Annotated in this window: 18 protein-coding genes and 1 rRNA gene; 6 read left to right on the forward strand and 13 right to left on the reverse strand. The window is 68.2% G+C overall.

Annotation, left to right across the window (positions count from 1 at the left end):
- Nucleotides 1-360 precede the first annotated feature (360 nt).
- The 5 genes from ISP17_RS09975 to ISP17_RS09995 all read left to right on the forward strand — a co-directional run bounded on the left by ISP17_RS09975 (nt 361) and on the right by ISP17_RS09995 (nt 7,523).
- Nucleotides 361-1,743, forward strand: coding sequence for a DegQ family serine endoprotease (locus ISP17_RS09975; protein WP_404632625.1), 1,383 nt, complete (start codon nt 361-363; stop codon nt 1,741-1,743).
- A gap of 226 nt (nt 1,744-1,969) precedes the next feature.
- On the forward strand, nt 1,970-3,355 hold the full coding sequence (locus ISP17_RS09980) for a LysM peptidoglycan-binding domain-containing protein (RefSeq protein ID WP_404632627.1): 1,386 nt from the start codon (nt 1,970-1,972) through the stop codon (nt 3,353-3,355).
- A 5-nt stretch (nt 3,356-3,360) separates the two neighbouring features.
- On the forward strand, nt 3,361-4,065 hold the full coding sequence (locus ISP17_RS09985) for an HAD family hydrolase (RefSeq protein WP_404632629.1): 705 nt from the start codon (nt 3,361-3,363) through the stop codon (nt 4,063-4,065).
- Between the two features lie 135 nt (nt 4,066-4,200).
- Nucleotides 4,201-5,580 carry a leucyl aminopeptidase family protein gene (locus tag ISP17_RS09990; protein ID WP_404632631.1) on the forward strand — a complete coding sequence of 460 codons (1,380 nt, stop codon included), beginning with the start codon at nt 4,201-4,203 and terminating at the stop codon, nt 5,578-5,580.
- 200 nt (nt 5,581-5,780) lie between these two features.
- Nucleotides 5,781-7,523 carry a M1 family metallopeptidase gene (locus ISP17_RS09995; RefSeq protein WP_404632633.1) on the forward strand — a complete coding sequence of 581 codons (1,743 nt, stop codon included), beginning with the start codon at nt 5,781-5,783 and terminating at the stop codon, nt 7,521-7,523.
- A 151-nt stretch (nt 7,524-7,674) separates the two neighbouring features.
- Here ISP17_RS09995 and ISP17_RS10000 read toward each other — a convergent pair whose 3' ends face one another.
- The 12 genes from ISP17_RS10000 to ISP17_RS10055 all read right to left on the reverse strand — a co-directional run bounded on the left by ISP17_RS10000 (nt 7,675) and on the right by ISP17_RS10055 (nt 21,171).
- A complete protein-coding gene (locus tag ISP17_RS10000; protein ID WP_404632635.1) occupies nt 7,675-9,948 on the reverse strand; it encodes a carboxy terminal-processing peptidase in 2,274 nt (757 codons plus the stop codon).
- Nucleotides 9,949-9,957: 9 nt separating this feature from the next.
- On the reverse strand, nt 9,958-10,962 hold the full coding sequence (lipA, locus tag ISP17_RS10005; RefSeq protein ID WP_404632637.1) for a lipoyl synthase: 1,005 nt from the start codon (nt 10,960-10,962) through the stop codon (nt 9,958-9,960).
- 10 nt (nt 10,963-10,972) lie between these two features.
- Nucleotides 10,973-11,641: a lipoyl(octanoyl) transferase LipB gene (gene lipB, locus ISP17_RS10010; RefSeq protein WP_404632639.1), complete on the reverse strand. Its 669-nt coding sequence runs from the start codon at nt 11,639-11,641 to the stop codon at nt 10,973-10,975.
- A 135-nt stretch (nt 11,642-11,776) separates the two neighbouring features.
- The gene (locus tag ISP17_RS10015; protein WP_404632641.1) at nt 11,777-12,067 is read right to left on the reverse strand and encodes a DUF493 family protein; all 291 of its coding nucleotides are present in this window, start codon (nt 12,065-12,067) and stop codon (nt 11,777-11,779) included.
- The gene (locus ISP17_RS10020) at nt 12,067-13,305 is read right to left on the reverse strand and encodes a D-alanyl-D-alanine carboxypeptidase family protein (protein WP_404632643.1); all 1,239 of its coding nucleotides are present in this window, start codon (nt 13,303-13,305) and stop codon (nt 12,067-12,069) included. The genes ISP17_RS10015 and ISP17_RS10020 overlap by 1 nt, the downstream gene beginning before the upstream one ends.
- Nucleotides 13,306-13,369: 64 nt before the next feature.
- A complete protein-coding gene (locus ISP17_RS10025; protein ID WP_404632645.1) occupies nt 13,370-14,335 on the reverse strand; it encodes a septal ring lytic transglycosylase RlpA family protein in 966 nt (321 codons plus the stop codon).
- Nucleotides 14,332-15,342, reverse strand: a complete 1,011-nt coding sequence (gene mltB, locus ISP17_RS10030) for a lytic murein transglycosylase B (RefSeq protein WP_404632647.1) — start codon at nt 15,340-15,342, stop codon at nt 14,332-14,334. Before mltB ends, ISP17_RS10025 begins: the two co-directional genes overlap by 4 nt.
- Nucleotides 15,343-15,435: 93 nt before the next feature.
- Complete coding sequence (gene rodA / locus ISP17_RS10035) at nt 15,436-16,551, reverse strand: rod shape-determining protein RodA (protein ID WP_404632649.1); 1,116 nt, start codon at nt 16,549-16,551, stop codon at nt 15,436-15,438.
- Nucleotides 16,548-18,554: a penicillin-binding protein 2 gene (mrdA, locus tag ISP17_RS10040; protein WP_404632651.1), complete on the reverse strand. Its 2,007-nt coding sequence runs from the start codon at nt 18,552-18,554 to the stop codon at nt 16,548-16,550. Before mrdA ends, rodA begins: the two co-directional genes overlap by 4 nt.
- Nucleotides 18,555-18,565: 11 nt before the next feature.
- A complete protein-coding gene (gene mreD / locus ISP17_RS10045; protein ID WP_404632653.1) occupies nt 18,566-19,051 on the reverse strand; it encodes a rod shape-determining protein MreD in 486 nt (161 codons plus the stop codon).
- Nucleotides 19,048-20,001 carry a rod shape-determining protein MreC gene (gene mreC / locus ISP17_RS10050; protein ID WP_404632655.1) on the reverse strand — a complete coding sequence of 318 codons (954 nt, stop codon included), beginning with the start codon at nt 19,999-20,001 and terminating at the stop codon, nt 19,048-19,050. The genes mreD and mreC overlap by 4 nt, the downstream gene beginning before the upstream one ends.
- A 123-nt stretch (nt 20,002-20,124) precedes the next feature.
- A complete protein-coding gene (locus ISP17_RS10055) occupies nt 20,125-21,171 on the reverse strand; it encodes a rod shape-determining protein (protein WP_404632657.1) in 1,047 nt (348 codons plus the stop codon).
- 275 nt (nt 21,172-21,446) lie between these two features.
- Here ISP17_RS10055 and ISP17_RS10060 point away from each other — a divergent pair, with 275 nt between their 5' ends.
- A complete protein-coding gene (locus tag ISP17_RS10060; RefSeq protein ID WP_404632693.1) occupies nt 21,447-22,382 on the forward strand; it encodes a carbohydrate kinase family protein in 936 nt (311 codons plus the stop codon).
- Nucleotides 22,383-22,594: 212 nt separating this feature from the next.
- On the opposite strand, the gene rrf is transcribed toward ISP17_RS10060, so the two are convergent.
- Nucleotides 22,595-22,687, reverse strand: a 5S ribosomal RNA gene (gene rrf / locus ISP17_RS10065); the annotation flags it as partial.

Consider the following 22,687-nt stretch of genomic DNA (forward strand, 5'->3'; position numbering starts at 1 on the left):
TTGTTGCGACGGCCTCCCCCTTCGAGAGACAACCATCACCACACCAGCTCTGGGGTGAAACCCAGGGACGCGCACACAAGATATTGTGGTTGCGAACGGATGAAGACCGTACTGCCGAGCGCCCGGGTTGTAAAGATTTTTTTGTGGGTTTTGACGGTTGCGCGACAGTGCGCCACGAGCATGCCGCGACAGCCATCGCCACCCTCTGCGCGGCGGCCCGCGCCACGACTGGAAATCGCCTGCGACACGCCGCACATCGCGCACCCGGAACCCACGCGCGCGCGGGCAGTCGAACATCGGTTCGCGGCGCCCGCGCGGAAGGCCGCCCACGCATCGCATCGTCATCATGAGGAGGAATCGATGAAGCACCGGATTCGTCGCATCACGCGCACGCTCGCCCTGTGCGGCGCACTCGCGCTCGGCACCTTGCCGCTGGCCAGCCGCGCCGCCGCGCTGCCGCCGGCGGTGGATGGACAACCGTTGCCCTCGCTGGCGCCGATGCTGCACAAGGTGACGCCGGCGGTGGTGAACATCTCCACCAGGACGCGCGTGCCGGTGCGCGATCCGTATTTCGACGACCCGCTGTTCCGCCAGTTCTTCGGCCTGCCCGACACGCCGCGCGAGCGCACCGAGCAGAGCCTGGGCTCGGGCGTGATCGTGGACGCGGCCAAGGGCTACATCCTCACCAACAACCACGTGGTCGGCGGCGCCGACGACATCACCGTGACGCTGCAGGACGGGCGCAACTTCAAGGGCACGCTGATCGGCGCCGATCCGGACACCGACGTGGCGGTGGTGCAGATCCACGCCAGCGGGCTGCAGGCGCTGCCGATGGCCGACTCCTCGCGGCTGCAGGTGGGCGACTTCGTGGTGGCGGTGGGCGACCCGTTCGGGCTGGGCCAGACGGTGACCTCGGGCATCGTCTCGGCGCTGGGCCGCTCGGGCCTGGGTGGCACCAACTACCAGAACTTCATCCAGACCGACGCCTCGATCAACCCGGGCAACTCCGGCGGCGCGCTGGTGAACCTGCGCGGTGAGCTGGTGGGCATCAACTCGATGATCTTCTCGCCCTCCGGCGCCAGCGCGGGCATCGGCTTCGCGATTCCCACCAACCTGTCCGGCGAGGTGATGAAGCAGCTGATTGCGCACGGCAAGGTGCAGCGCGGCAGCCTGGGCGTGCAGACGCAGGACATCACCCCGCGCATCGCCAAACTGCTCGGCGTGAACGGCACCGAGGGCGCGGTGGTGACCCGCGTGAGCGAAGGCTCGCCGGCCGCCGCGGCGGGTATCGAGCCCGGCGATGTGCTCACCACGCTCAACGGCAAGCCGCTGCGCGACAGCAACGAGCTGCGCAACAGCGAAGGCCTGCTGCCGCTTGGCAGCAACGTGACGCTGGGCCTGCTGCGCGAGGGCAAGACGCGCGAGGTGCGCGCCACGCTGGCGGCGGAGAAGCTCGCCACGGTGGAGGGCGTGCAGCTCGACCCGCGCCTGGCCGGCGTGAGCTTCAGCGAGCTGAGCCAGAGCGAGCGCTCGCAGGGCCTGGCCGGCGTGCGCGTCACCGCGGTGCGCCCCGACAGCATCGCCGCGCGCTCGGGGTTGCAGAAGGGCGACGTGGTGATCGGCATCGGCAATCGCCGCATCACCAGCGTGCGCGGGCTGCAGGCGCTGGCCGGCGTGCGTCCGCGGCAGCTGGCGCTGGCGATCGCCGACGACGACGGCATGCACTACGTGCTGATGAACTGATCCGCAGCGGGACGGCTCGGCGCCGCTCCCGGTAACGACGGGTGCACAGGCGGACAGTGAAGCGGCGCACAGGGGCGCCGCTTCCTTAACGCCAGCCTGTGCGCGCGCTTGATGTTTGGGGGGCGGACCGATGAAATAGCCCTCTTTCCGCCTTGCCCCTGCCTGCAAGGCGCCGCGTCACGCCCCGTCGTCACCCCAAGCACGTCGTCCGAGGTAGCTCATCATCATGTCCGTCCGTCTAGTCCGTCTGCTGCCTGTCGCCCTGATCGGTGCCTGCCTCGTCGCCGCCACTCCCGTCGTCGCCAAGACGCACGGCTCCGCAAGCAAGTCCGCGCACGGCAAGTCCGCGCACAGCGCTTCGACTCGCAGCACCGGCTCGACGCTCACCTGGCGCGGCGACGTGACGGTGGCGCACGGCGTGGTGACCGACGTGGCGCAGGCCTGGCAGAAGGCCGGGCACGGCCGCATCGAGCTGCAGACCTTCAACACCGCCTCGGGCCTGGATGCCGTGCGCACCGGCACGGCGGACCTGGCCGGCGCGGCGCGCGGCGCCAGCGGCAGCCCGCAAGAGGCCGGCCTCACCTTCACGCCGGTGGCGTGGGACGGGCTGGTGATGGTGACCCACCCGTCCAACCCGGTGAGCAACCTCACGCTCTCGCAGGTGCACGACATCTACTACGGCAAGATCACCAACTGGAGCCAGGTGGGCGGCAAGAACGAGCCGATCGACCTGTATGCCGTGGCCAGCCCCGCCGACGGCGTGGAGTTCAGCCTGCGCAAGCTGCTGTTCGGCCGCGGCACCCAGCCGGTGGCCGCGCCACGCCTGTACGTCAATACCAGCAAGCTGCAGGAAGGCATCACCCTCGATCCGAAGGGCCTGGGCGCCACCACGCTGTCCAACGTGGTCGGCAACCCGAAAATGAAGATGATCCGCATCAACGGCGTGGCGCCCTCCGCCGCCACCGTGGCCAACGGCAGCTATCCGCTGTTCACCCAGCTCTACCTGATCACCAACTCCAGCAGCCCGAAGGTCGCGCAGACGCAGGAGTTCGTCGACTTCGTGAACTCCGATGCGGCCAAGGCGGTGATCCGCCGCCACGGTCTGGTGCCCTACCAAGACGGCGCCACGCTCGCCTCGATGGACGACGCGCGCCGCGCCCGCATCCTCGCCGAGGTCGGTGCTCGTCCGGTGCCGGCCACCCGCGCCACGCCGCCGATCGCCGCGCCCGGCGCCACCTACGCGTCGCAGGTAGCGCGTGCGCCGACGTCCGAGCGCACCCTGGCCGCGCGCCAGGCACTGGACGAGCGTCGCGCCAAGGAAGCCGAAGCCAAGGCTGCCGCGGCCGCCGCCGCGGCGCGTCCGAGCCTGGCCAACGTCAGCAGCGAAGCGACCACCGTGGAGAAGTCCGGCGACAGCCGCTTCGCCAAGGTCAACAGCACGGCCTACGGCAGCACGCCGGCAGGCGGCAAGTCGTACAAGGTGAGCCGCGGCGACACGCTGTCGTCGATCGCGCGCAAGCACTCGGTGGACGTGGCCGACCTGCGCCGCTGGAACCACCTCAGCAGCGACAGCGTGAAGCCCGGCCAGGTGCTGATCGTCAGCCAGCGTTGATCGTCGTGGGCGGAAGCATCCGCGCGCTCACGCTGGATCTGGACGACACGCTGTGGCCGGTGTGGCCGGCGCTGGAGCGCGCCGACCGGGATGTGGACGCCTGGCTGCGCGAACACCATCCGGCCGTGGCTGCGGCGTGGCCGATCCCCGCCATGCGTGAGCTGCGCGCCCGCGTCGCCGCCGAGCGGCTGGACCTGGCGCACGACTTCACCACCCAGCGCCACCTCACCATGCGCTATGCGTTCGCCGCCTGCGGCATGGACGAGGCGCCGGTGGAGGCGCTGTGGGAGGTGTACTTCAGCGCGCGCAACCGGGTGGACCTGTACGAAGACAGCCTGCCCGCGCTGCGCCGCATCGCCGCGCGCTGGCCAGTGGCCAGCCTCACCAACGGCAACGCCGACCTGGAGCGCGTGGGCATCGCGGCGCACTTTCGCCATCACGTGAGCGCACGCGAGGTGGGTGCGCCGAAACCGCAGCCGGCGATCTTCCACGCCGCGGTGGAACGCCTCGGCGTGGCCGCGCACGAGGTGCTGCACGTGGGCGACGATCCCGCACTCGACGTGGCCGGCGCGCGCGATGCCGGCCTGCGCACCGCCTGGATCAACCGCCGCGGCGAACCCTGGCCCGCGGAGCTCGGCGCCCCGCCCGAGCTGGATCTGCCGGACATGGCCGCGCTCGCCGACTGGCTGGACGCGCAGCATCCGGCGTAGGCAGCAATCGCCGAAAGCGCGCATCATGTCGCGCTGTCCGGCATGCCTCTTGCGAACGCCCCGCGTTCCCCCGATGTCGGACGACACGTATTCACGCCAGCGCGCCGTGCAGCGGCGCGACGCCAAGGAGCCTTCATGTCCGCCCTGATCGAACGCAAGAGCAGCGACCGCCGCAGCATCCCCGTCGAAGCCGTCACGGCCGCCAGCCTGTCCGCCGCGCGCAAGCGGCTCACTGCCACGCAGAAGCGCTGGCTGGACGAGTGCGCGTTCACCGCTGCACCGGGCACGTACGCGCTGCTGGCCGACGCCAATGGCAAGCTGGTGCGCGTGCTGGCCGGCGTGGACGGCGGCGATGCACTGGGCGCGCTGGCCGGCCTGCCCGGCACGCTGCCGGTGGGCACCTACCACCTCGCCGACGAGGGCGTGGCGCTGGATGCGCAGCACGCGGCGCTAGGCTGGGCGCTGGGCGCCTACCAGTTCACCCGCTACCGCAAGGCGCGCCGCGCGCCGGCCACGCTGGCCGTGCCGGCGGCCGACCTGAAGGTGCTGGCGCCGCTGGTGGAGGCCACCGCGCTGGTGCGCGACCTGGTCAACACGCCGACCGAGGACATGGGTCCGGAGCAGCTGGGCGACGCCGTGCGCAAACTCGGCAAGACGCACAAAGCGAAGGTGCGCGACTGGGTCGGCGACGAGCTGCTCAAGCACAACTTCCCCACCATCCACGCGGTGGGCCGGGCCAGTCACCGCGCGCCGCGGCTGATCGAACTGAGCTGGGGCAAGAGCGGCGACCCGAAGCTGGTGATCGTCGGCAAGGGCGTGTGCTTCGACACCGGCGGGCTGGACCTCAAGCCCTCCGACGGCATGCGCTGGATGAAGAAGGACATGGGCGGTGCGGCCCACGCCATCGCGCTCGCCTCGCTGGTGATGCAGGCGAAGCTGCCGGTGCGGCTCACCCTGCTGGTGCCGGCGGTGGAGAACGCGGTGAGCGGCAACGCCATGCGTCCGGGCGAGGTGATCACCACCCGCGCCGGCATCACCGTGGAAGTGGACAACACCGACGCCGAGGGCCGGCTGATCCTGTGCGATGCACTGGCCTACGCCAGCGAACAGAAGCCCGACCTGATCGTCGACTTCGCCACGCTCACCGGCGCCGCCCGGGTGGCGCTGGGGCCGGACCTGCCGGCGCTGTTCGCCAACCGCGACGAGCTCGCCGATGCCGTGCTGGCCGCCGGCAAGCGCGCGGCCGATCCGCTGTGGCAACTGCCGCTGTGGCGGCCGTACCGCAAGATGCTCGACTCGTATATCGCCGACATGGCCAACGCGGGCGCCTCGCGCCACGCCGGTGCGGTCACCGCCGCGCTGTACCTGGAGCGCTTCGTGCCCGAGTCGCAGGCGTGGATGCACCTGGACACCTATGCCTGGAACGACGCCGACCGCCCGGGTCGCCCGCGCGGCGGCGAGGCGATGGGGCTGCGCGCGTTCTTCGCGTTTCTCGCGGCGCGTTACGGCAAGTAGGCGCGGCCGGCCGTCGCGGCTGAAGCCGCTCCCACAGCAGGACACGAGCTTGCCGAGGTTCGGTGGGAGGGGCTTCAGCACCGACAGTCACAGGGTTCCACAAGCCGGGTCGCCGCAAACATCGCCGCATGACTTCTGGCGTTGTTGCCGCGGCCGCGCACGCGGCATGCTCGGCGTTTAGCCTGCCGGAGCCGCGCCCGATGTCCCTGCGTCCCACCCTGCTGCCGCTCGCCGTCGCGCTCGCGCTGGCATCGTCTTCCGCGATCCGCGCCGCGGACATCCAGCAACCCGCGCTCACGCCGCAGACGGCGAGCTCCGGCGGCCCGATGCCGGTGGAACAGACGCGCGTGCATTTCGACCATGCCGAGCTGCACTTCACGCTGGACATCCCGCACCGGCGCCTGAGCGGCGACGCGCGACTGACCTTCACCGCCACCGCGCCGACCGATGTGCTGGTGCTGGACCTGGATCGCAACCTGCCCATCGGCGCGATCACGCTGGACGGCCAACCGATGGCGCCGAGCAACTGGAGCAATCCCACCGGACGCCTGCGCATCGCGTTGCCGCACGCGCTGGCCGTCGGCGAGGCGGTCACCGTGGGCATCCGTTATGCGGGAGCGCCGCACGTGGCGAAGAACGCGCCGTGGGACGGCGGCTTCGTGTGGAGCACCACGCCGAGCGGCAAGCCGTGGGTGGCGAGCGCAGTGGAAGGCGAGGGCTGCGACCTGTTCTGGCCGTGCATCGACCAGCCCACCGGCAAGCCCGACCTGGTCGACACCTGGGTCACCGTGCCGAAGGATCTCGCCGCGCCCGGCAACGGCGTGCTGGTGGGCATCGAGGACCACGGTGCCACGCGCACCTGGCACTGGCGCATCAAGCGCCCGGACACCTATGCGATCACCCTCAACGTGGGGCCGTTCAAGGAGCTCAAGGGCGACTACGCCAGCCGCTACGGCAACACCATTCCGATGGAGTTCTGGTACCTGCCCGAGCACGAGGCGCAGGCGAAGGAGCTGTTTGCCGGGTTCACGCCGATGCTGGACTTCTTCGAGCAGGAGATCGGCCCCTACCCGTTCGGCGACGAGAAGATGGGCGTGGTGGAAACCCCGCACAAGGGCATGGAGCACCAGACCATCAACGCCTACGGCAACCACTACGTGAAGGACGGCTTCGGCTTCGACCGCCTGCTGCAGCACGAATTTGCGCACGAGTGGTTCGGCAACCAGGTCACCAACGCGAACTGGGACGACATGTGGCTGCACGAGAGTTTCGGCACTTACATGCAGCCGCTCTACAGCCAGTACCTGTACGGCGACATGGACTACTTCGACTGGCTGCACCAGCTGCGCCTGCTGGTGCACAACGACAAGCCGATGGTCTCCGGCGAGCGCCGCACCGAGGACGACGTCTACAACCCCAAGACCGGCCCGGGCCAGGACATCTACAACAAGGGCGCGCTGGTGCTGCACACGCTGCGCGGGCTGATCGGCGACGACGCGTTCTTCGACAGCATCCGCTCCCTGGTGTACGGCCGCCCCGATCCGAAACCCGGCAATTTCCAGCCGCACTACGCCACCACCAAGGACTACATCGACATCGTCGACAAGGTCACCGGCAAGGACTATGGCTGGTTCTTCAAGGTGTACCTGTACGACGCGAAACTGCCGCAGCTGGTGGAGCAGCGCCAGGGCGACACGCTCGCCTTCCGCTGGGTGACCGAGCATGGCGAACCGTTCCCGATGCCGCTGGACGTGCAGGTCGGCCACCGCGTGCAGACCCTGTCGATGGCCGATGGCCATGGCGAGGTACACGCCGCACCCGGCACGCTGGTGATTGCCGACCCGCACTCGAAGGTGCTGCGCGACATGCCGCACATCGACGATTTCCGCCGCTGGATGGAAGAGCAGAAGAAGGCCAGCAAGGAGACCAAGGGCAAGAAGTAACCCGCGCATGCCCCTGTAGGAGCCCGCTCGCGGGCGATGCCTTTCGCTCTTGATGCCGGATCAGAGCCAGGGCATCGCCCGCGAGCGGGCTCCTGCCGGGCAAGAAAAAGCCGGCGCATGCGCCGGCTTTTTCATGGAATGACCACTCGCCTCAGGGCTGCGTGGGCGATGGCTTCGCCACGGATGGCGTCGGCGCCTGGGCGACGGCCGCCGCGGTGGAGAACTTGCCGCCGTATGGCAGCACCTCGGCGGCGAGCTTGGGGTCGGCCTTGATCAGACCCACCGCGTCGAACAGGATGTGCGCCGTTTCGTCCAGCTCCACGTCCTTGGCCTTCTTGGCTTCCTTCTCCGCCTTCAGCTCGGACTTGAGGCTGCGCTCGTTGGCGTTGAGGCCGTCATCGAGGCTGGCGTCCGGGTTGGCCGACACGGCGTCGCCGTCGATCGCCTTGCGGCGGGCGAGGAAGTCGGCCTGGATCGCATCGAGCTGCTTGCGCTCGGCCTGGCGCTGGGCAAGGTTGAGCGAGATGGTGGTCTGGTCGCGCATCTTCTTGTACTGCGCCAGCTGGTCGAGCATCAGCTTCCAGGCCGGCGACGTGGCCACGCGCGCGTCATGCAGCTCTTCCAGCTGCGGCAGGTAGGCCTTCAGATCGGCCACCGGCTTGTAGCTGGCCGGCGCGATCTGCGTCCACGGCAGCGCGTTGTCATAGGTGGACTCGCCGAAATCCTTCTCGTCGCCGTTCTTGGGGAACTGGATGTCCGGCGTGACGCCCTTGAGCTGGGTGGAGCCGCCGTTGATGCGGAAAAACTCGGCGATGGTCATCTTCAGCTCGCCCATCTGCGGCTTCTCGCTGTCGTTCTGGGCGAAGCGGTCGAGGTCGACCAGGTTCTGCACGGTGCCCTTGCCGAAGGTCGGCTCACCGATGATCAGGCCGCGGCCGTGATCCTGGATGGCCGCGGCGAAGATCTCCGAGGCCGAGGCCGAGCCGCGGTTGACCAGCACCGCCATCGGGCCGCTCCAGGCCAGGCCGGCCTCGTCGTCGCCCTGCACTTCCACTTCGCCATTGGCCTTGCGCACCTGCACCACCGGACCGGTATCGATGAACAGGCCGGTGAGCTCGTTCGCTTCGTCGAGCGAGCCGCCGCCGTTGTTGCGCAGATCCATCACCACGCCTTCGACGCCTTGCGCCTTGAGCTCGGTGAGCAGCTTGGCGACGTCGCGGGTGGCGCTCTTGTAGTTGGGGTCGCCCTTGGCGCGCGCGGCGAAGTCGGCATAGAAGGTGGGCAGATCGATCACGCCGATCTTGCGGGTGACGTCGCCGTCCTTGATGTCGATGACCTTGGACTTGGCCGCCTGCTCCTCCACCACCACCTTCTTGCGCACCAGCGTGACCAGCTCGTGCTTGCCGTCCGGGCCGGCATCGGCGGGCAGCACCTCGATGCGCACGGTGGTGTCCTTCTTGCCGCGGATCTTGTTGACCACGTCGTCGAGGCGCCAGCCGATCACGTCGACCATCGGGCCGTTGTCCTGGCCGATCGCCACGATGCGGTCGCCCACCTCAAGCTTGCCGGATTTGGCCGCCGGGCCGCCGGGCACGATCTCGCGGATCTGGGTGTATTCGTCGCGCGCCTGCAGCACCGCGCCGATGCCCTCCAGCGAGAGCTTCATTGAGATGTCGAAGTTCTGCGCGAGGCGCGGGCCGAGGTAGTCGGTGTGCGGATCGGTGGTTTCCGCGTAGGCGGTCATGAAGCTCTGGAACGCGTCCTCGCCGTCGAGCTGCTTGATGCGGTCGAGCAGTGTGGAATAGCGCTTGGTCAGCGTCTTGCGGATCTCGGCGTCGTCCTTGCCGGCGAGTTTCAGGCGCAGCCAGTCGTTCTTGGTGCGCTGGCGCCACAGGTTGTCCAGCTCGGCCTGGTCCTTGGGCCAGTCGGCCTTCTCGCGGTCGAGCACGTAGCTCTCGTCCTTGGAGAAATCGAAGCCCTTGTCGAGCAGGCCCAGCGCGTAGTGCATGCGCTCGATCGCCCGCTGCACGTACAGGTTGAAGATGGAGAACGGCGCGCTGAGATCCTTGTTCCAGATCGCGTCGTCCAGCTTGGTCTTCAGCGGCGCGAACTTCGCCAGGTCGGCCTGGGTGAAGAACACCTTCTCGCCGTCGAGCTGGTCGAGGTACTTGGCGTAGATGCGCGCAGACATGGCGTCATCGAGCGGCTGCGCGTCGTAGTGGAAGCGGGTCAGGAAGCGCGCCGAGAGCTGCGCGGCCTCGGCCTCGTCCGTAGTGGCCGCGAGCGGCAGCACGGCTGCCTTGCGCGCGGGCTGGCCAGTGGCCGTGTCATTGGCGGCGGCGGGAGCCTGCTGGGCCTGCACGCCCGCGACGCTGCCGGCAAGGGTGAGGGCGACCAGCAGGGCGAGCGAAGGACGAAAGGTCATGCAGTTGCCTCAGGCAAGTTCGGTGACGCCTGCGGCATGCGCCTGCAGGTCGGCGTGATAGGAGGATCGCACCAGCGGGCCGGACGCGACGTGATGGAAACCCATCGCCTCGCCCTCCCGGCGCAGCGCGTCGAATTCATCCGGCGTCCAGTAGCGCACCACCGGGTGGTGATGCGGCGTGGGCTGCAGGTACTGGCCGATGGTGATCATCTCGACGTCGTGCGCGCGCAGGTCGCGCATGGTCTCCAGCACCTGCTCCATCGTCTCGCCCAGGCCCAGCATGATGCCGGACTTGGTCGGCACGTCCGGATGCTGCGCCTTGAAGCGCTTGAGCAGGTCCAGCGACCACTGGTAGTCCGCGCCGGGGCGCACTTCGCGGTACAGGTGCGGCACGGTTTCCAGATTGTGGTTGAACACGTCCGGCGGGAAATCCTTGAGCACTTCCAGCGCGCGCTCCATGCGGCCCTTGCCGCGGAAGTCGGGCGTGAGGATTTCGATCTTGATGCCGGGTGCCGCATGGCGCGTGGCGCGGATGCAGCTGGCGAAATGCTCGGCGCCGCCGTCGCGCAGGTCGTCGCGGTCGACCGAGGTGATCACCACGTACTTCAGGCGCATGTCGCGGATGGTCTCGGCCAAGCGCGCCGGCTCCAGCGGATCGGGCGGCGCCGGACGGCCGTGGGCCACGTCGCAGAACGAGCAGCGCCGTGTGCACACCTCGCCGAGGATCATGAAGGTGGCGGTGCCCTTGGAGAAGCACTCGTGGATGTTCGGGCAGGAGGCTTCCTCGCACACCGTCACCAGCGCGTTCTCGCGCAGGCGCGCCTTGAGCTCCTGCACTGCGTTGCCCTGCGGCAGGCGCACGCGGATCCAGCTCGGCTTGCGCAGGATCGGCACGGCGGTGTCGAAACCGGCGCGGTTGAGGGCGATCTTGTCGTTGCCCAGCTGCTTCTCGACCGCCGGTGCGGCAACCGTGCGGATCGGGATCGTCTTGGGGGTCGCGGGGGATTCGCTCATGAGCACATGCCTAGACCGCGGCGCGCGCGGGGAGTTCGGGGAGTTGGGGAGCGGCCGGCTCGGCATCGAAGCTGAATTGGCGGCAGAACTCGCCAATGAGCACGTCTTCGACGTCCGCCAGTCGCGACGGACCGCCCAAGTCTAGCACCTGCGTCACCGCCAAACCCTTGTAGCCACAAGGGTTGATGCGGTGGAACGGCTCCAGGTCCATGGCCACGTTGAAGGCCAGCCCGTGGAAGCTGCAGCCGCGCCGCACGCGCAGGCCCAGCGCGGCGACCTTGGCGCCCGCCACGTACACGCCGGGCGCGCCCTCGACCCGCACGGCGACGATGTTCCAGTGCGCCAGCGTATCGATCAGCGCCTGCTCGATGCGGTGCACGAGCTCGCGCACGCCCACGCCCACGCGGCGCAGGTCGATCAACGGGTAGGCGACGATCTGGCCGGGGCCGTGGTAGGTCACCTGGCCGCCGCGATCCACCTGCACCACGGGAATGTCGCCCGGCGCAAGCACGTGCTCGGCCTTGCCGGCCTGGCCCTGGGTGAACACCGGATCGTGTTCGAGCAGCCACAGTTCGTCCGGCGTGTCGGCGGTGCGGTTGTCGGTAAAGGCGCTCATCGCCTTCCAGGACGCCTCGTAGGGCTGGCGGCCGAGGCGGCGGATCTTCAGGGGAAGGGACATGCGGGGCGTCCGGGACAGCAGCGGAAAAACAGGCTCAAGATCAGGGGGCTGCAGCTGCGATTCAAGGCCCGCCCCCCGAAAGCAAGCGGGGAACGCGCCAGGCGCGTTCCCCGTGGTGTGGCGATCCGATCGGCATCAGAGCGTGTAGCGGATATCCGGATCGGCCCGCAGCACGGCATGCGCCGCGTCGTAGTCCTCCCGCGTCTGCGCCCGGAAGCTCACGGTGACCGACACGTAGTTGCCACCGGCGGACTGCTTGTAGCGCACCGTCTCGTGCAGCACGTGCAGGCCGTGGCTCTCCAGCAGCCGCGGCACATGGGCCGGCAGGTCGGCGCCGGCGCTGCCCATCGCGGTGATCTCGAACTCCCCGGGAAACTGGAAGCCCTTGCCGTCCTTCTTCGCGTCGGAAAAGTCGATTTCCTGCATCACTTGGCGTCCGCGTCGGCCTTCTTGTCGCTGCCGTGGAACCACAGCAGGATCGAATCCCACAGACGCGAGAAGAACCCGCCCTGCGGCGCGTCGGCCAGCGCCACCAGCGGTACGCTCTGCACCGGCTGGCCGTCGAGCGTGATGCGCAGCGTGCCCACCTGCTGGCCCTTCTTGAACGGCGCAATCAGCGTGGCCGGCACGTCCATGGTGGCCTTGAGCTTGTCGTACTGACCGCGCTTGACGGTGACCTGCACCGCATCGGTGACGCCCAGCGGCAGGGTCTTGCTCTCGCCTTTCCACAGGCGCGGCGTGGCCAGCGGCTTGCCGGCCTCGTACAGCTTGTGGGTCTCGTAGAAGCGGAAGCCGTAGTTGAGCAGCGCCATGGCCGAATCGGCGCGCGCCTTCTCCGAGCTGGCGCCCATCACGATGGCGATCATGCGCGAATCGCCCTGCTTGGCCGAGGCGGCCAGGCAGTAGCCGGCGGCCGCGGTATGGCCGGTCTTGATGCCGTCCACGCTGGGATCGCGCCACAGCAGGGTGTTGCGGTTGCCCTGCTTGATGCCGTTCCACTCGAACTGCTTGATCGCAGAGATGGCGTAGTCGTCGGGAAAATCGTGGATCAGCGCACGCGACAGGATCGCGATATCGTGCGCGGTGGTGTAGTGGTTGGCGATCGGGTAGCCCGAGGCATTCTCGAAGTTCGAGTTCACCATGCCCAGCTGCTTGGCATAGGCGTTCATCAGGTTGGCGAAGGAGTCCTCGGAGCCGGCGGTGTGCTCGGCCAGCGCGATCGCCGCGTCGTTGCCGGACTGGATGATCATGCCGTACAGCAGATCCTTCAGCGGCACCTGGCTGCCGAGCTTCATGAAGCTGGTGGAACCGTCGGTGCCGGCACCGCCGCCGCGCCAGGCGTGCTCGCTGATGGTGACCGGGTCGGTCATGTGGATGCGGCCGTTGGCGACTTCGGCCGAGACCACGTAATCGGTCATGATCTTGGTGATCGAGGCCGGCTCGACGCGCAGGTCCGGTTCTTTCGAGGCAAGGATCTGGCCAGTGGCGTAGTCCATCAATACCCAAGCCTTGCCGTCCACGTCCGGCGGCGGCGGCACCGGCGCCTCCGGCACGACCGGGCGCGGCACCGGCGAGGGGCGCGGCGGAACCTGCTGGGCCAGCGCGGCGCCAGCCACGAGGGCGGTAGCGGCGAATGCAACCAGGGTACGGCGGACAAAGCTCATCGTTGTGTTCAATCCCGTCGGGCAAGGGACGGCACGCGACATGCCATCCGTGAAGAAATACCGCTCAGTCTACCGCGACCTGTGGCGCGGGCAGGCCCATCGCCTCGATCCGCCGCGCGACTTCGTCGGCCCGTTCAGCATCCGGCAGCGGTCCGACGCGTACGCGGCGGATCGACTGGCCGTTGCTCTGCAGCTGGAGCACCTGGACCTGGCCCAGGTTGGCTGCACGCAGTCGCTGCGCCAGCCGCTCGGCGTTGGTCGCGTCGGAGAACGCCCCGACCTGCAGGTAGATCGAAGGCGAGGCGCCGGCAACAGGGACCGGATTTGCCCCGCGGGGTTCCCCGGCCGGTGGCGCGGTCGCCGCGACAGGCGGTGGCGCGTCGTCCGGATGGGCGGGGTCGATCGCCCGCACTTCCACCATGCCGGTGCCCTTGGGCCAGATGCCGATCTTCACCGCCGCGGCGTAGGACAGGTCGATCAGTCGGTTGGCATGGAAGGGGCCACGGTCGTTGATGCGCACGATCACGCTCTTGCCGTTGGCCAGGTTGGTGACGCGCGCATAGCTGGGCAGCGGCAGCGTCTTGTGGGCAGCGGAGAACTGGTACATGTCGTAGTTCTCCAGGCTCGATGTCTTGTAGCCGTGGAACTTGTTGCCGTAGAACGAGGCGATGCCGCGCTCCACGTAGCCGCGCGCCGAGGGCAGCACGCGATAGGTGTGGCCGAGCACGGTGTAGGGCGACTTGTTGCCGTAGGCCGATCGCGGCTCCCAGTGCGGGGTGGGTTCGACCAGCTTGCTCACGTCCAGCGGGTTGCCGGTCGGCACGCTGTCGCTGCGGTCGCGGTAGCGGCTGTCCTGGTCCCTGCGGATGTCGTCGTGGAAGGCATCGTCGACGTGACCACGCCGGGCACCGGATGTGCTGCGCGTTCCGCTGGTGCCGCCGGCGTGCGAGGGACGGGAGCGGTGGCCGGCGCATCCGGCCAGCCATATCGACGCCACCACCAGCAGCACCGCCCCCCGCAGGTGCCTCATTGCGTGGCGTCCGCCTGCTGCACGCCCGCATCGATCGCCTGCGCCAGCTGGTGCACGGCCATCGCGTAGAGCGGGCTGCGGTTGTAGGTGGTGATGACGTAGAAATTCTGGAAGGTGAACCAGTATTCCGGGCCCGCCGCGCCGTCGAGCGCCTGCAGGCTGCTGGGCTCGCCCGGATTGGCCGGTGCCAGCGGCGCGTAGCCCCAGGCTTCGAGCTGCTCCAGCGGCCACTGCGGCTTGCTGTCCTTCACCGTGATCGGCGTGGCGGCGCTGTCGGGTTGCGCGCGCATCGCCACCGGGCCGCCGCGCACCCAGCCGTGCCCGGCGAAGTAGTTGGCGACGCTGGCGAAGATGTCCGGCAGCGAGTTGCGCAGGTCGATGCGCCCGTCGTGATCTGCGTCGACGGCGAAATCGCGGATGCTCGAGGGCATGAACTGGCCCCAGCCCTGCGCGCCGGCATAGGAGCCGAGCAGCGTGTCGAGCGGCCCGGCGAGATGGTTGTCGGGCAGCTCCAGCAGCACCTTCAGCTGCTCGCGGAAAAACGTGGCCCGCGGCGGGTAGTACAGGCCCAGCGTGACCAGCGCGTCGAGCACCTTGTACTTGCCGCCGAGGCGGCCGTAGTTGGTCTCCACGCCGAGGATCGCCACGATGTATTCCGGCGCCACGCCGTACTGCCGGCCGACCTGCTCCAGCAGCGCGCGATGCTCGCGGTAGAACGCCACGCCGTCGGCAATGCGCTGGTCGGTCATGAAGATCGGGCGGTAATCGCGCCACGGCTTGGCTTCGGCCGGACGGCTGATCGCATCGAGGATGCTCTGCTGCCTGGTCGCGCCATCGAGCAGGCGGTTGAGCGCCGCGGCACTCTTGCCGGTGTCGCGCGCCACCTCGCGCACCAGCGCGACCTGGCCGGGATGGGTCTGCGCATGCAGGGGCGGGATGACCGGGGCGGCGAGCAGGCCCAACGCGATGACCAGGCGGAAAACGGGCGTCGCGTGAAAAACAGTCATCAGTCCGTGGCTCGCTCGAAGTTCAGCGGCGAAAGCCTAACACGCACTCCGGCGCGCACCGGGGCGCGCCGCGGGCCTGCGGCGGGCACCGGTTCAGTCGTGCATCTTGCGGTTGGCGTGGATCGACATCAGCACGCCGAAGCCGGTGAGCAGCGACACCGCCGAGGTGCCGCCGTAGCTGATCAGCGGCATCGGCACGCCGACCACCGGCAGCATGCCGGCGACCATGCCGCCGTTGACCAGCACGTAGACGAAGAAGCTCATGCCGATCGCGCCGGCGAGCAGGCGCGAGTAGGTGTCGCGCGCCTCCATCGCGATCCACAGGCAGCGACCGATGATGAAGGCGTATAACACGAGGATCGCGATCACGCCGACCAGGCCGAACTCCTCGGAGAACACCGCGAAGATGAAGTCGGTGGTGTGCTCGGGCAGGAAGTCCAGACGCGACTGCGTACTGTGCAGCCAGCCCTTGCCGAACACCCCGCCGGAGCCGACCGCGATCTGCGACTGGATGATGTGCCAGCCGTTGCCCAGCGGGTCGGACTCGGGATTGAGCAGGGTCATCACGCGATCGCGCTGGTACTGGTGCATGAAGTGCCAGCCGACCGGCACCATCGCCGCGGCCGCACCGAGCAGCGCGCCGATGCGCCACCACGCCATGCCCGAGAGGAACAGCGCGAACGCGCCGGCGCCGGCCACCAGCACCGCCGTGCCGAGATCCGGCTGCTCGGCGATCAACCCGGCCGGGATCGCGATCAACGCGCCGACCATGGCGATGTCCTTCCAGCCCGGCGGCAGCTGCCGCGGATGCAGGTACCAGGCGACCATCATCGGCATGGTGAGCTTGAGCAGTTCCGACGGCTGGAAGCGCATCACGCCCAGGTCGAGCCAGCGATAGGCGCCGCGCCCCTCGCCCAGCACCGCCACCACCACCAGCAGCGCCGTGCTGCCGGCGTAGAGCCACGGCGTCCAGGTGCGCAGCGTCGAGGGCGGAATGCGCGAGACCAGCAGCAGCAGCGCGCCGCCCATCACGAAGCGCGCCGCCTGCCCGCCCACCAGCGCGAGGCTGCGGTCGCCGGCGCTGTAGAGTGTCATCAGGCCGGCGCAGCCGAGCAGGAACAGGCCGAAGGCGAGCGGCACGTCGATCCGCGGCCGCGTCATCAGGCGGCGAACGAAGCGGCGCATGCGCATGTACAGCGGATGGATCATGGCGTGCCTCCATCGGCAGGCGCCGAGCCGGCTTCGGCCGGCTGGTCATCGGCCGGTTCGACGGGCAGATCCTCGACCGGCGCCGGCGCGTTGCCGATGGAATCGTCGCGATACGGCGTGAACGCCGGCGCGGCGCGCCCCTTGGCGGCAAGCCACGCATCCAGGATATGGCGAGTGATCGGGCCGGCCGACGATGCGCCCCAGGCGCCGGCCTCCAGCACCGCGGCCACCGCGATCTGCGGGTCGTCGGCCGGTGCATACACCTCGAACCATGCGCGGTTGCGCGTGGCGAGGTAGGCCAGGTTGCTGCGGTCGTCGTAGGTGTTGCCCTTGCGCGAGTATCGCTCGGCGGTGCCGCTCTTGCCGGCGAGGCGGTACGGGAAGCCCACCGTGAGCGCGCGGCCGGTGCCCTTGTCGCCGTACATCACCATCTGCATGCCCTGGTCCACCGCCGTCCAGTAGGCGGGCGAGGTGATCAGGCTCGGTCCCTGTGGCGGATTGGGCAGCGGCTTGCGCTTGGCTTCCACGCTGTCCTGGGTGGCCATCACAAGGCGCGGCGCGTACGGCACGCCGTGACCGGCAAAGGTCGCCAGCGCGTGCGCCAGCTGCACAGGCGTCACCGCCCAGTAACCCTGGCCGATGCCGGCGATCACCGTCTCGCCCGGATACCAGGGTTCGCGCGAATGCGCCTGCTTCCACTCGCGCGAGGGCAGCACGCCGTCGGACTCGCCGATCAGGTCGATGCCGGTCGGACGGCCGAAGCCGAACTTGCTCATGTAGGCGCTGAGCCGATCGATGCCCATGTCCAGCGCCAGCTTGTAGAAATAGGTATTGACCGACTGCTCGATCGCCTCGGCCAGGTCCACCCGGCCGACGCCGCCGCGCTGGTCATCGCGATACCCGCGCTGCTGACCGGGGATGTAGAACGTGCCGGTGGAGACGACGGTGTCCTGCGGCGTGCGAAGGCCGGACTCCAGCCCCGCCAGGCCGATAAGTGGCTTCACCGTGGAGCCCGGCGGATAGACTCCGCGCAGGGCGCGGTTGTACAGCGGCTTTTCCGGATCGGTGGTGAGCGTCTTGTAGTCGGCGGCGCTGATGCCGTTGACGAACAGGTTGGGATCGAAGCTCGGCACGCTGACCATGGCCAGCACCTGACCGTTGCGCGGATCGATCGCCACCGCGGCACCGGGCCGGCCGGCGAACGCCTCTTCGGCCGCCTTCTGGATGCGGGCATCGATGCTGAGATAGAGGTTCTTGCCGGGAATCGGCGGATGCGTTTCGAGCACGCGCTGGGTGCGGCCGTCCGCATTCACCTCCACCAGTTCGTAACCCGGCGTGCCGTGCAGCACGTCCTCGTAGGAGCGTTCGAGGCCGCTGCGCCCGACGTGGGTGGTGCCCTTGTAGCGCACCGGATCCAGCCGCTTGAGATCATTGTCGTCGATGCGACCCACGTAACCGATGACGTGTGCGAAGCGCTCGCCGAACGGATAGCGCCGGGTGAGATACGGCACCACGTCCACGCCGGGGAAGCGCCAGCGGTTGATGGCGAAGCGGGCGATGTCGTCTTCGGACAGATGCAATTTCAGCGGCACGCTCTCGAAGCGCCGGCTCTGTGCGAGCTGTTTCTTGAACGCATCGATATCGTCGTCGCTCAGCGGCACCACGGCGCCGATCTGCGCCAGCATCGCCTTCATGTCAGGCACCTGCTCGGGCACCACCTCGAGCCGGAACGCCGGGACGTTGTCGGCCAGCAGCACGCCGTTGCGGTCGTAGATCAACCCGCGAGCCGGAGGAATCGCGCGGGGCTTGACGCGGTTCGCCTCCGAGCGGGTGGCGAACTCGTCGTGGTGCAGCACCTGCAGGAACGCATAGCGCCCCACCAGCGTGAGCAGGCCGAGCAGGATGATGCCGAAGCCGGCCAGCGCACGACGGCGGAACAACGCGCTTTCGCCACGCGGATCCTTGATCGCGCGACGCAGGCGGCTTCCCCGACGCTTGCTCACGACATCTCCGCTCAGGCGATGCGCAAGCGGATGCGCAAGTCATCCAGCAGCAGGAAAAGGAACGGCCACAGCGCCGCCCCCACGAAAGGCGAGAACCACCAGCTCACCGGCGGTGACGCTTCGCCGGCAAACACGCGCACGATCAGCAGCAGCACGCGGTCGTTGAGCAGCAACGCCAGCACTGCCAGCGTCTGCTGCCACATCGGAAAAAAACGCAGGCGCGAGCGGAAGCGCAGGGCGATGAACACCAGCGCCGTCAGCCGCATCGCCTGCTCGCCGAGCAGCACGCCATCGAGCAGGTCGGCGAACAGCCCCACCAGGAAAGCCATGCCCAGGTTGACCCGCTCGCCCGACTCCAGCGACCAGTACAGCAACACCAGCGCCGGCCAGTAAGGCTTGAACGGCTGCAACACCGCAGGCAGCGGCACCAGCATGGCCAGCAGGGATACGACGAGCGTCGTGCTGAACCAGGTGACGGCGAGGCGATGGCGGTTCATGGCAAGGTTCCCGTGGCCGCCGCCGAGCGCGGCGCAGGCGCGCTCGTCGACGGGGCGAGATCCGCTGGCGGACCGGACGGTGTCGCCGGCGCGGGTGGGCCGATCGGTTCGGCCTGATCGTGCAGCAGCAGCACGTCCTCGCTGCGATCGATGTCGGCAGCCGGCACCGCGCTGGCCTCCAGGAACATGCCCGTGGCAGAAGGCTGCACACGCGTGATCGTGCCCACCGGGAAACCGGGCGGAAAGCGCCCGCCGAGCCCTGAGGTGAGCAGGCGATCCCCCGCCTGCACGTCCGCCGCCATCGGGATGTCCGGCAGAATCAGGCCGCTGTCGTCGCGCGCACCGTAGGCGATCGTGCGCAAGCCGGTGCGCTCGATGGTCACCGGCAGGGCGTGCGCAGGATCGGTGATCAGCATCACCACCGAGGTGCTCGGCAACACGTGGGCGACCTGTCCCATCACGCCACGCGCATCGATCACTGGCTGCCCGACCTTCACCCCGTTGTTGGCGCCGAGGCTGAGCATGATGCGATGTTCCGCCGGGCCGAGGTCGACACCCACCACGCGCGCCAGCTGCACGTTGAGTTCAAGGCTGCGCTGCGTGTCGAGCAGCTCCTTCAGGCGCTGGTTCTGCTCGGCCACGGAGGCCATGCGGTTGAGCTTGGCGTTGGCGAGGAGCAGGTCTTCACGCAGGCGCTGGTTCTGTTCGGTCAACGCCTTGCGCTCGGAAAACGCGGTGGCGAGCGCACGCATGCCGGCGCTGGGCGCACCGGCCAGCCGATACAGCGGCTCAACCACCACGGCCGTGGCGTAGCGCACACGCCAGGTCCAGCCGTTGCGATGGTCGAGCACCATCAGCACCATCGCCAGCGCCAGATAGGCGAGCAGCCGCAGCGTGCCCGCCATCGTGCCGGCAAACAGGGGCGAGGATTCGTCGCGATTCAGCGCCATGGCGCCCTTTCCCCGAAGATGCGGCTGGGCTGAGTCAACGCCAACACTCCTCAAGCCCTCGAGCATGCGGGGAAGAAATCGCGGCGCGTTCCGGCAGCCCGGCGGCAGGCGGCACGAACACGGTTACTCGGCAGCGAAGAAATCGCTGCCGTGCTGATCGATCAGCTCCAGGGCCTTACCGCCGCCACGTGCAACGCAGGTGAGCGGATCGTCCGCGACCTGGACATGCAAGCCGGTTTCCTCGGAGATCAGGCGGTCGAGATCGCGCAGCAGGGCGCCACCACCAGTCAACACGATGCCGCGTTCGGCCACATCGGAGCACAGCTCCGGCGGGGTCTGCTCCAGCGCCGACTTCACCGCAGCCACGATGCCGGCGAGGGGCTCGTGCAACGCCTCAAGGATCTCGTTGGAGTTGATCGTGAACATGCGCGGCACACCCTCGGCCAGATTGCGGCCGGAGATCTCGATCTCCTTGACCTCGCTCTGCGGGAACGCGCATCCAATCTCGAGCTTGATGCGCTCGGCGGTGGACTCGCCGATCAGCGTGCCGTGGTTGCGACGCACGTAATTGATGATCGCCTCGTCGAAGCGGTCGCCGCCGACACGCACCGAGGCGGAATAGACGATGCCGTTCAGCGAGATCACCGCCACTTCCGACGTACCGCCACCGATATCCAGCACCATCGAGCCGCGTGCCTCGTGCACCGGAATGCCGGCGCCGATCGCCGCGGCCATCGGCTCCTCGATCAGGAACACGTCGCGGGCACCGGCGCCTTCGGCCGATTCCTTGATCGCCCGACGCTCGACCTGGGTCGAGCCACAAGGCACGCATACCAGCACACGCGGGCTCGGGCGCAGCATGCGCGACTTGTGCACCTGCTTGATGAAGTGCTGCAGCATCGCTTCGGTCATGGTGAAGTCGGCGATGACGCCATCCTTCATCGGACGCACCGTGGCGATGTTGCCCGGCGTGCGACCCAGCATGCGTTTCGCGTCGGTGCCCACGGCGGCCACCGTGCGCGGGCCGCCAGGACCGCGGTCCTGGCGAATGGCGACCACCGAGGGCTCGTTGAGCACGATGCCCTGGCCACGCACGTAAATCAGCGTGTTGGCCGTGCCGAGATCGATGGAGATGTCGTTGGAAAAGATCCCGCGAAACTTCTTGAACATGGGGGTCGCCGCGTGTCCGACTGGCTAAAAAGTAAGCGCGCCAGTCTAGTCAGCGTGGCTGGGGCACGCAAGGACTACGGCGTTAAGAAAGCCTTGCAGGACACGACCATATCGGCGTTTTCTCGGGCAATCCGGCAACAGTGCGCGTGCCGTCAAAGTCGCCAATTCCGCCGGTTCCCGGTACGATTTGAGACTTTGCCGGGGCGTGACGTCACGGCGTCATGCAGGGTCGCTTTCCAGGCGGCCCAAACATCCTGCCGAGGCACTCACGCATCATGTCAGCCGTTATCTGCGGATCGCTGGCCTATGACACCATCATGGTGTTCCAGGACCAGTTCAAGAATCACATCCTGCCCGATCAGGTGCACATCCTGAACGTCTCCTTCCTCGTGCCAAGGATGCGTCGCGAGTTCGGGGGATGCGCCGGCAACATCGCCTACAACCTCAAGCTGCTCGGCGCTGACCCGCTGCCGGTGGCCGCCGTGGGGCAGGATTTCGCCCCCTATCGCAAGCATCTGGTCGATCACGGCATTCGGCTGGACTACGTGCGCGAGTACGAAGACCAGTTCACACCGCAGTGCTTCATCACGACCGACCTGGACAACAACCAGATCACGGCCTTCCATCCCGGCGCGATGGCCAGTGCGCACGAGAACCACGTGCGTGACATTCCCGAGATCACTTTCGCGATCGTGGCGCCGGACAGTCGCGAGGCGATGCTTCAGCACGTTGACGAGTTCGCGGCGCGGGGCGTGCCCTTCATCTTCGATCCGGGCCAGGCCATGCCGCTGTTCGACGGTGCAGAGTTCCGATCGATGATCGAGAAATCCACTTATGTGATCGTGAATGACTACGAGTCACAGTTGCTGCAGACACGCACCGGCTGGTCGGCGGCCGAGATCGCTTCTCGCGTGAACGCGTACATCGTCACCCAGGGGCCGCGCGGCTCGATGATCCATGCCGACAACACGGTCCACGTGATTCCGCCAGCGCGCGAGCGGCAGGTGGTCGACCCCACCGGCTGCGGCGACGCTTATCGCGCAGGCCTGATCTTCGGCATCATGCAGGGGCGCGACTGGCCTACGGTTGGACGCATGGCGTCCCTGATGGGAGCGCTGAAGGTGGAACACCCCGGCACCCAGAACCAGTCTTTCACGTATGACCAGTTCCATACGGAGTTCGCGGAGCAGTTCGGCTACCCGCTCGACTGAGGCTGGTCGCGAGGCAGCGTGCTTCGCAAGGGATTTTCCAATCAAAAAGGCGAAGGAGAAATCCTTCGCCTTTTTGCCTCTGCTGCATAGAGACCGGCGGGAATGCGGCATCCACCCCGTGCGCAACAAAACCAGCGAAGCGCATTCTCTTGAACGCATTTTTGAGCAACAAAAAACCCCCTCTTTAGGAGGGGGTGATTTGCGTATGAGGTCCCTGGCGGTGACCTACTCTTGCATGCGGATGCACACTACCATCGGCGCAGCTGCGTTTCACTTCCGAGTTCGGGATGGGATCGGGTGGGACC

The organism is Dyella ginsengisoli (assembly GCF_044904665.1).
GTDB classification, from domain to species: Bacteria; Pseudomonadota; Gammaproteobacteria; order Xanthomonadales; family Rhodanobacteraceae; genus Dyella_A; species Dyella_A ginsengisoli.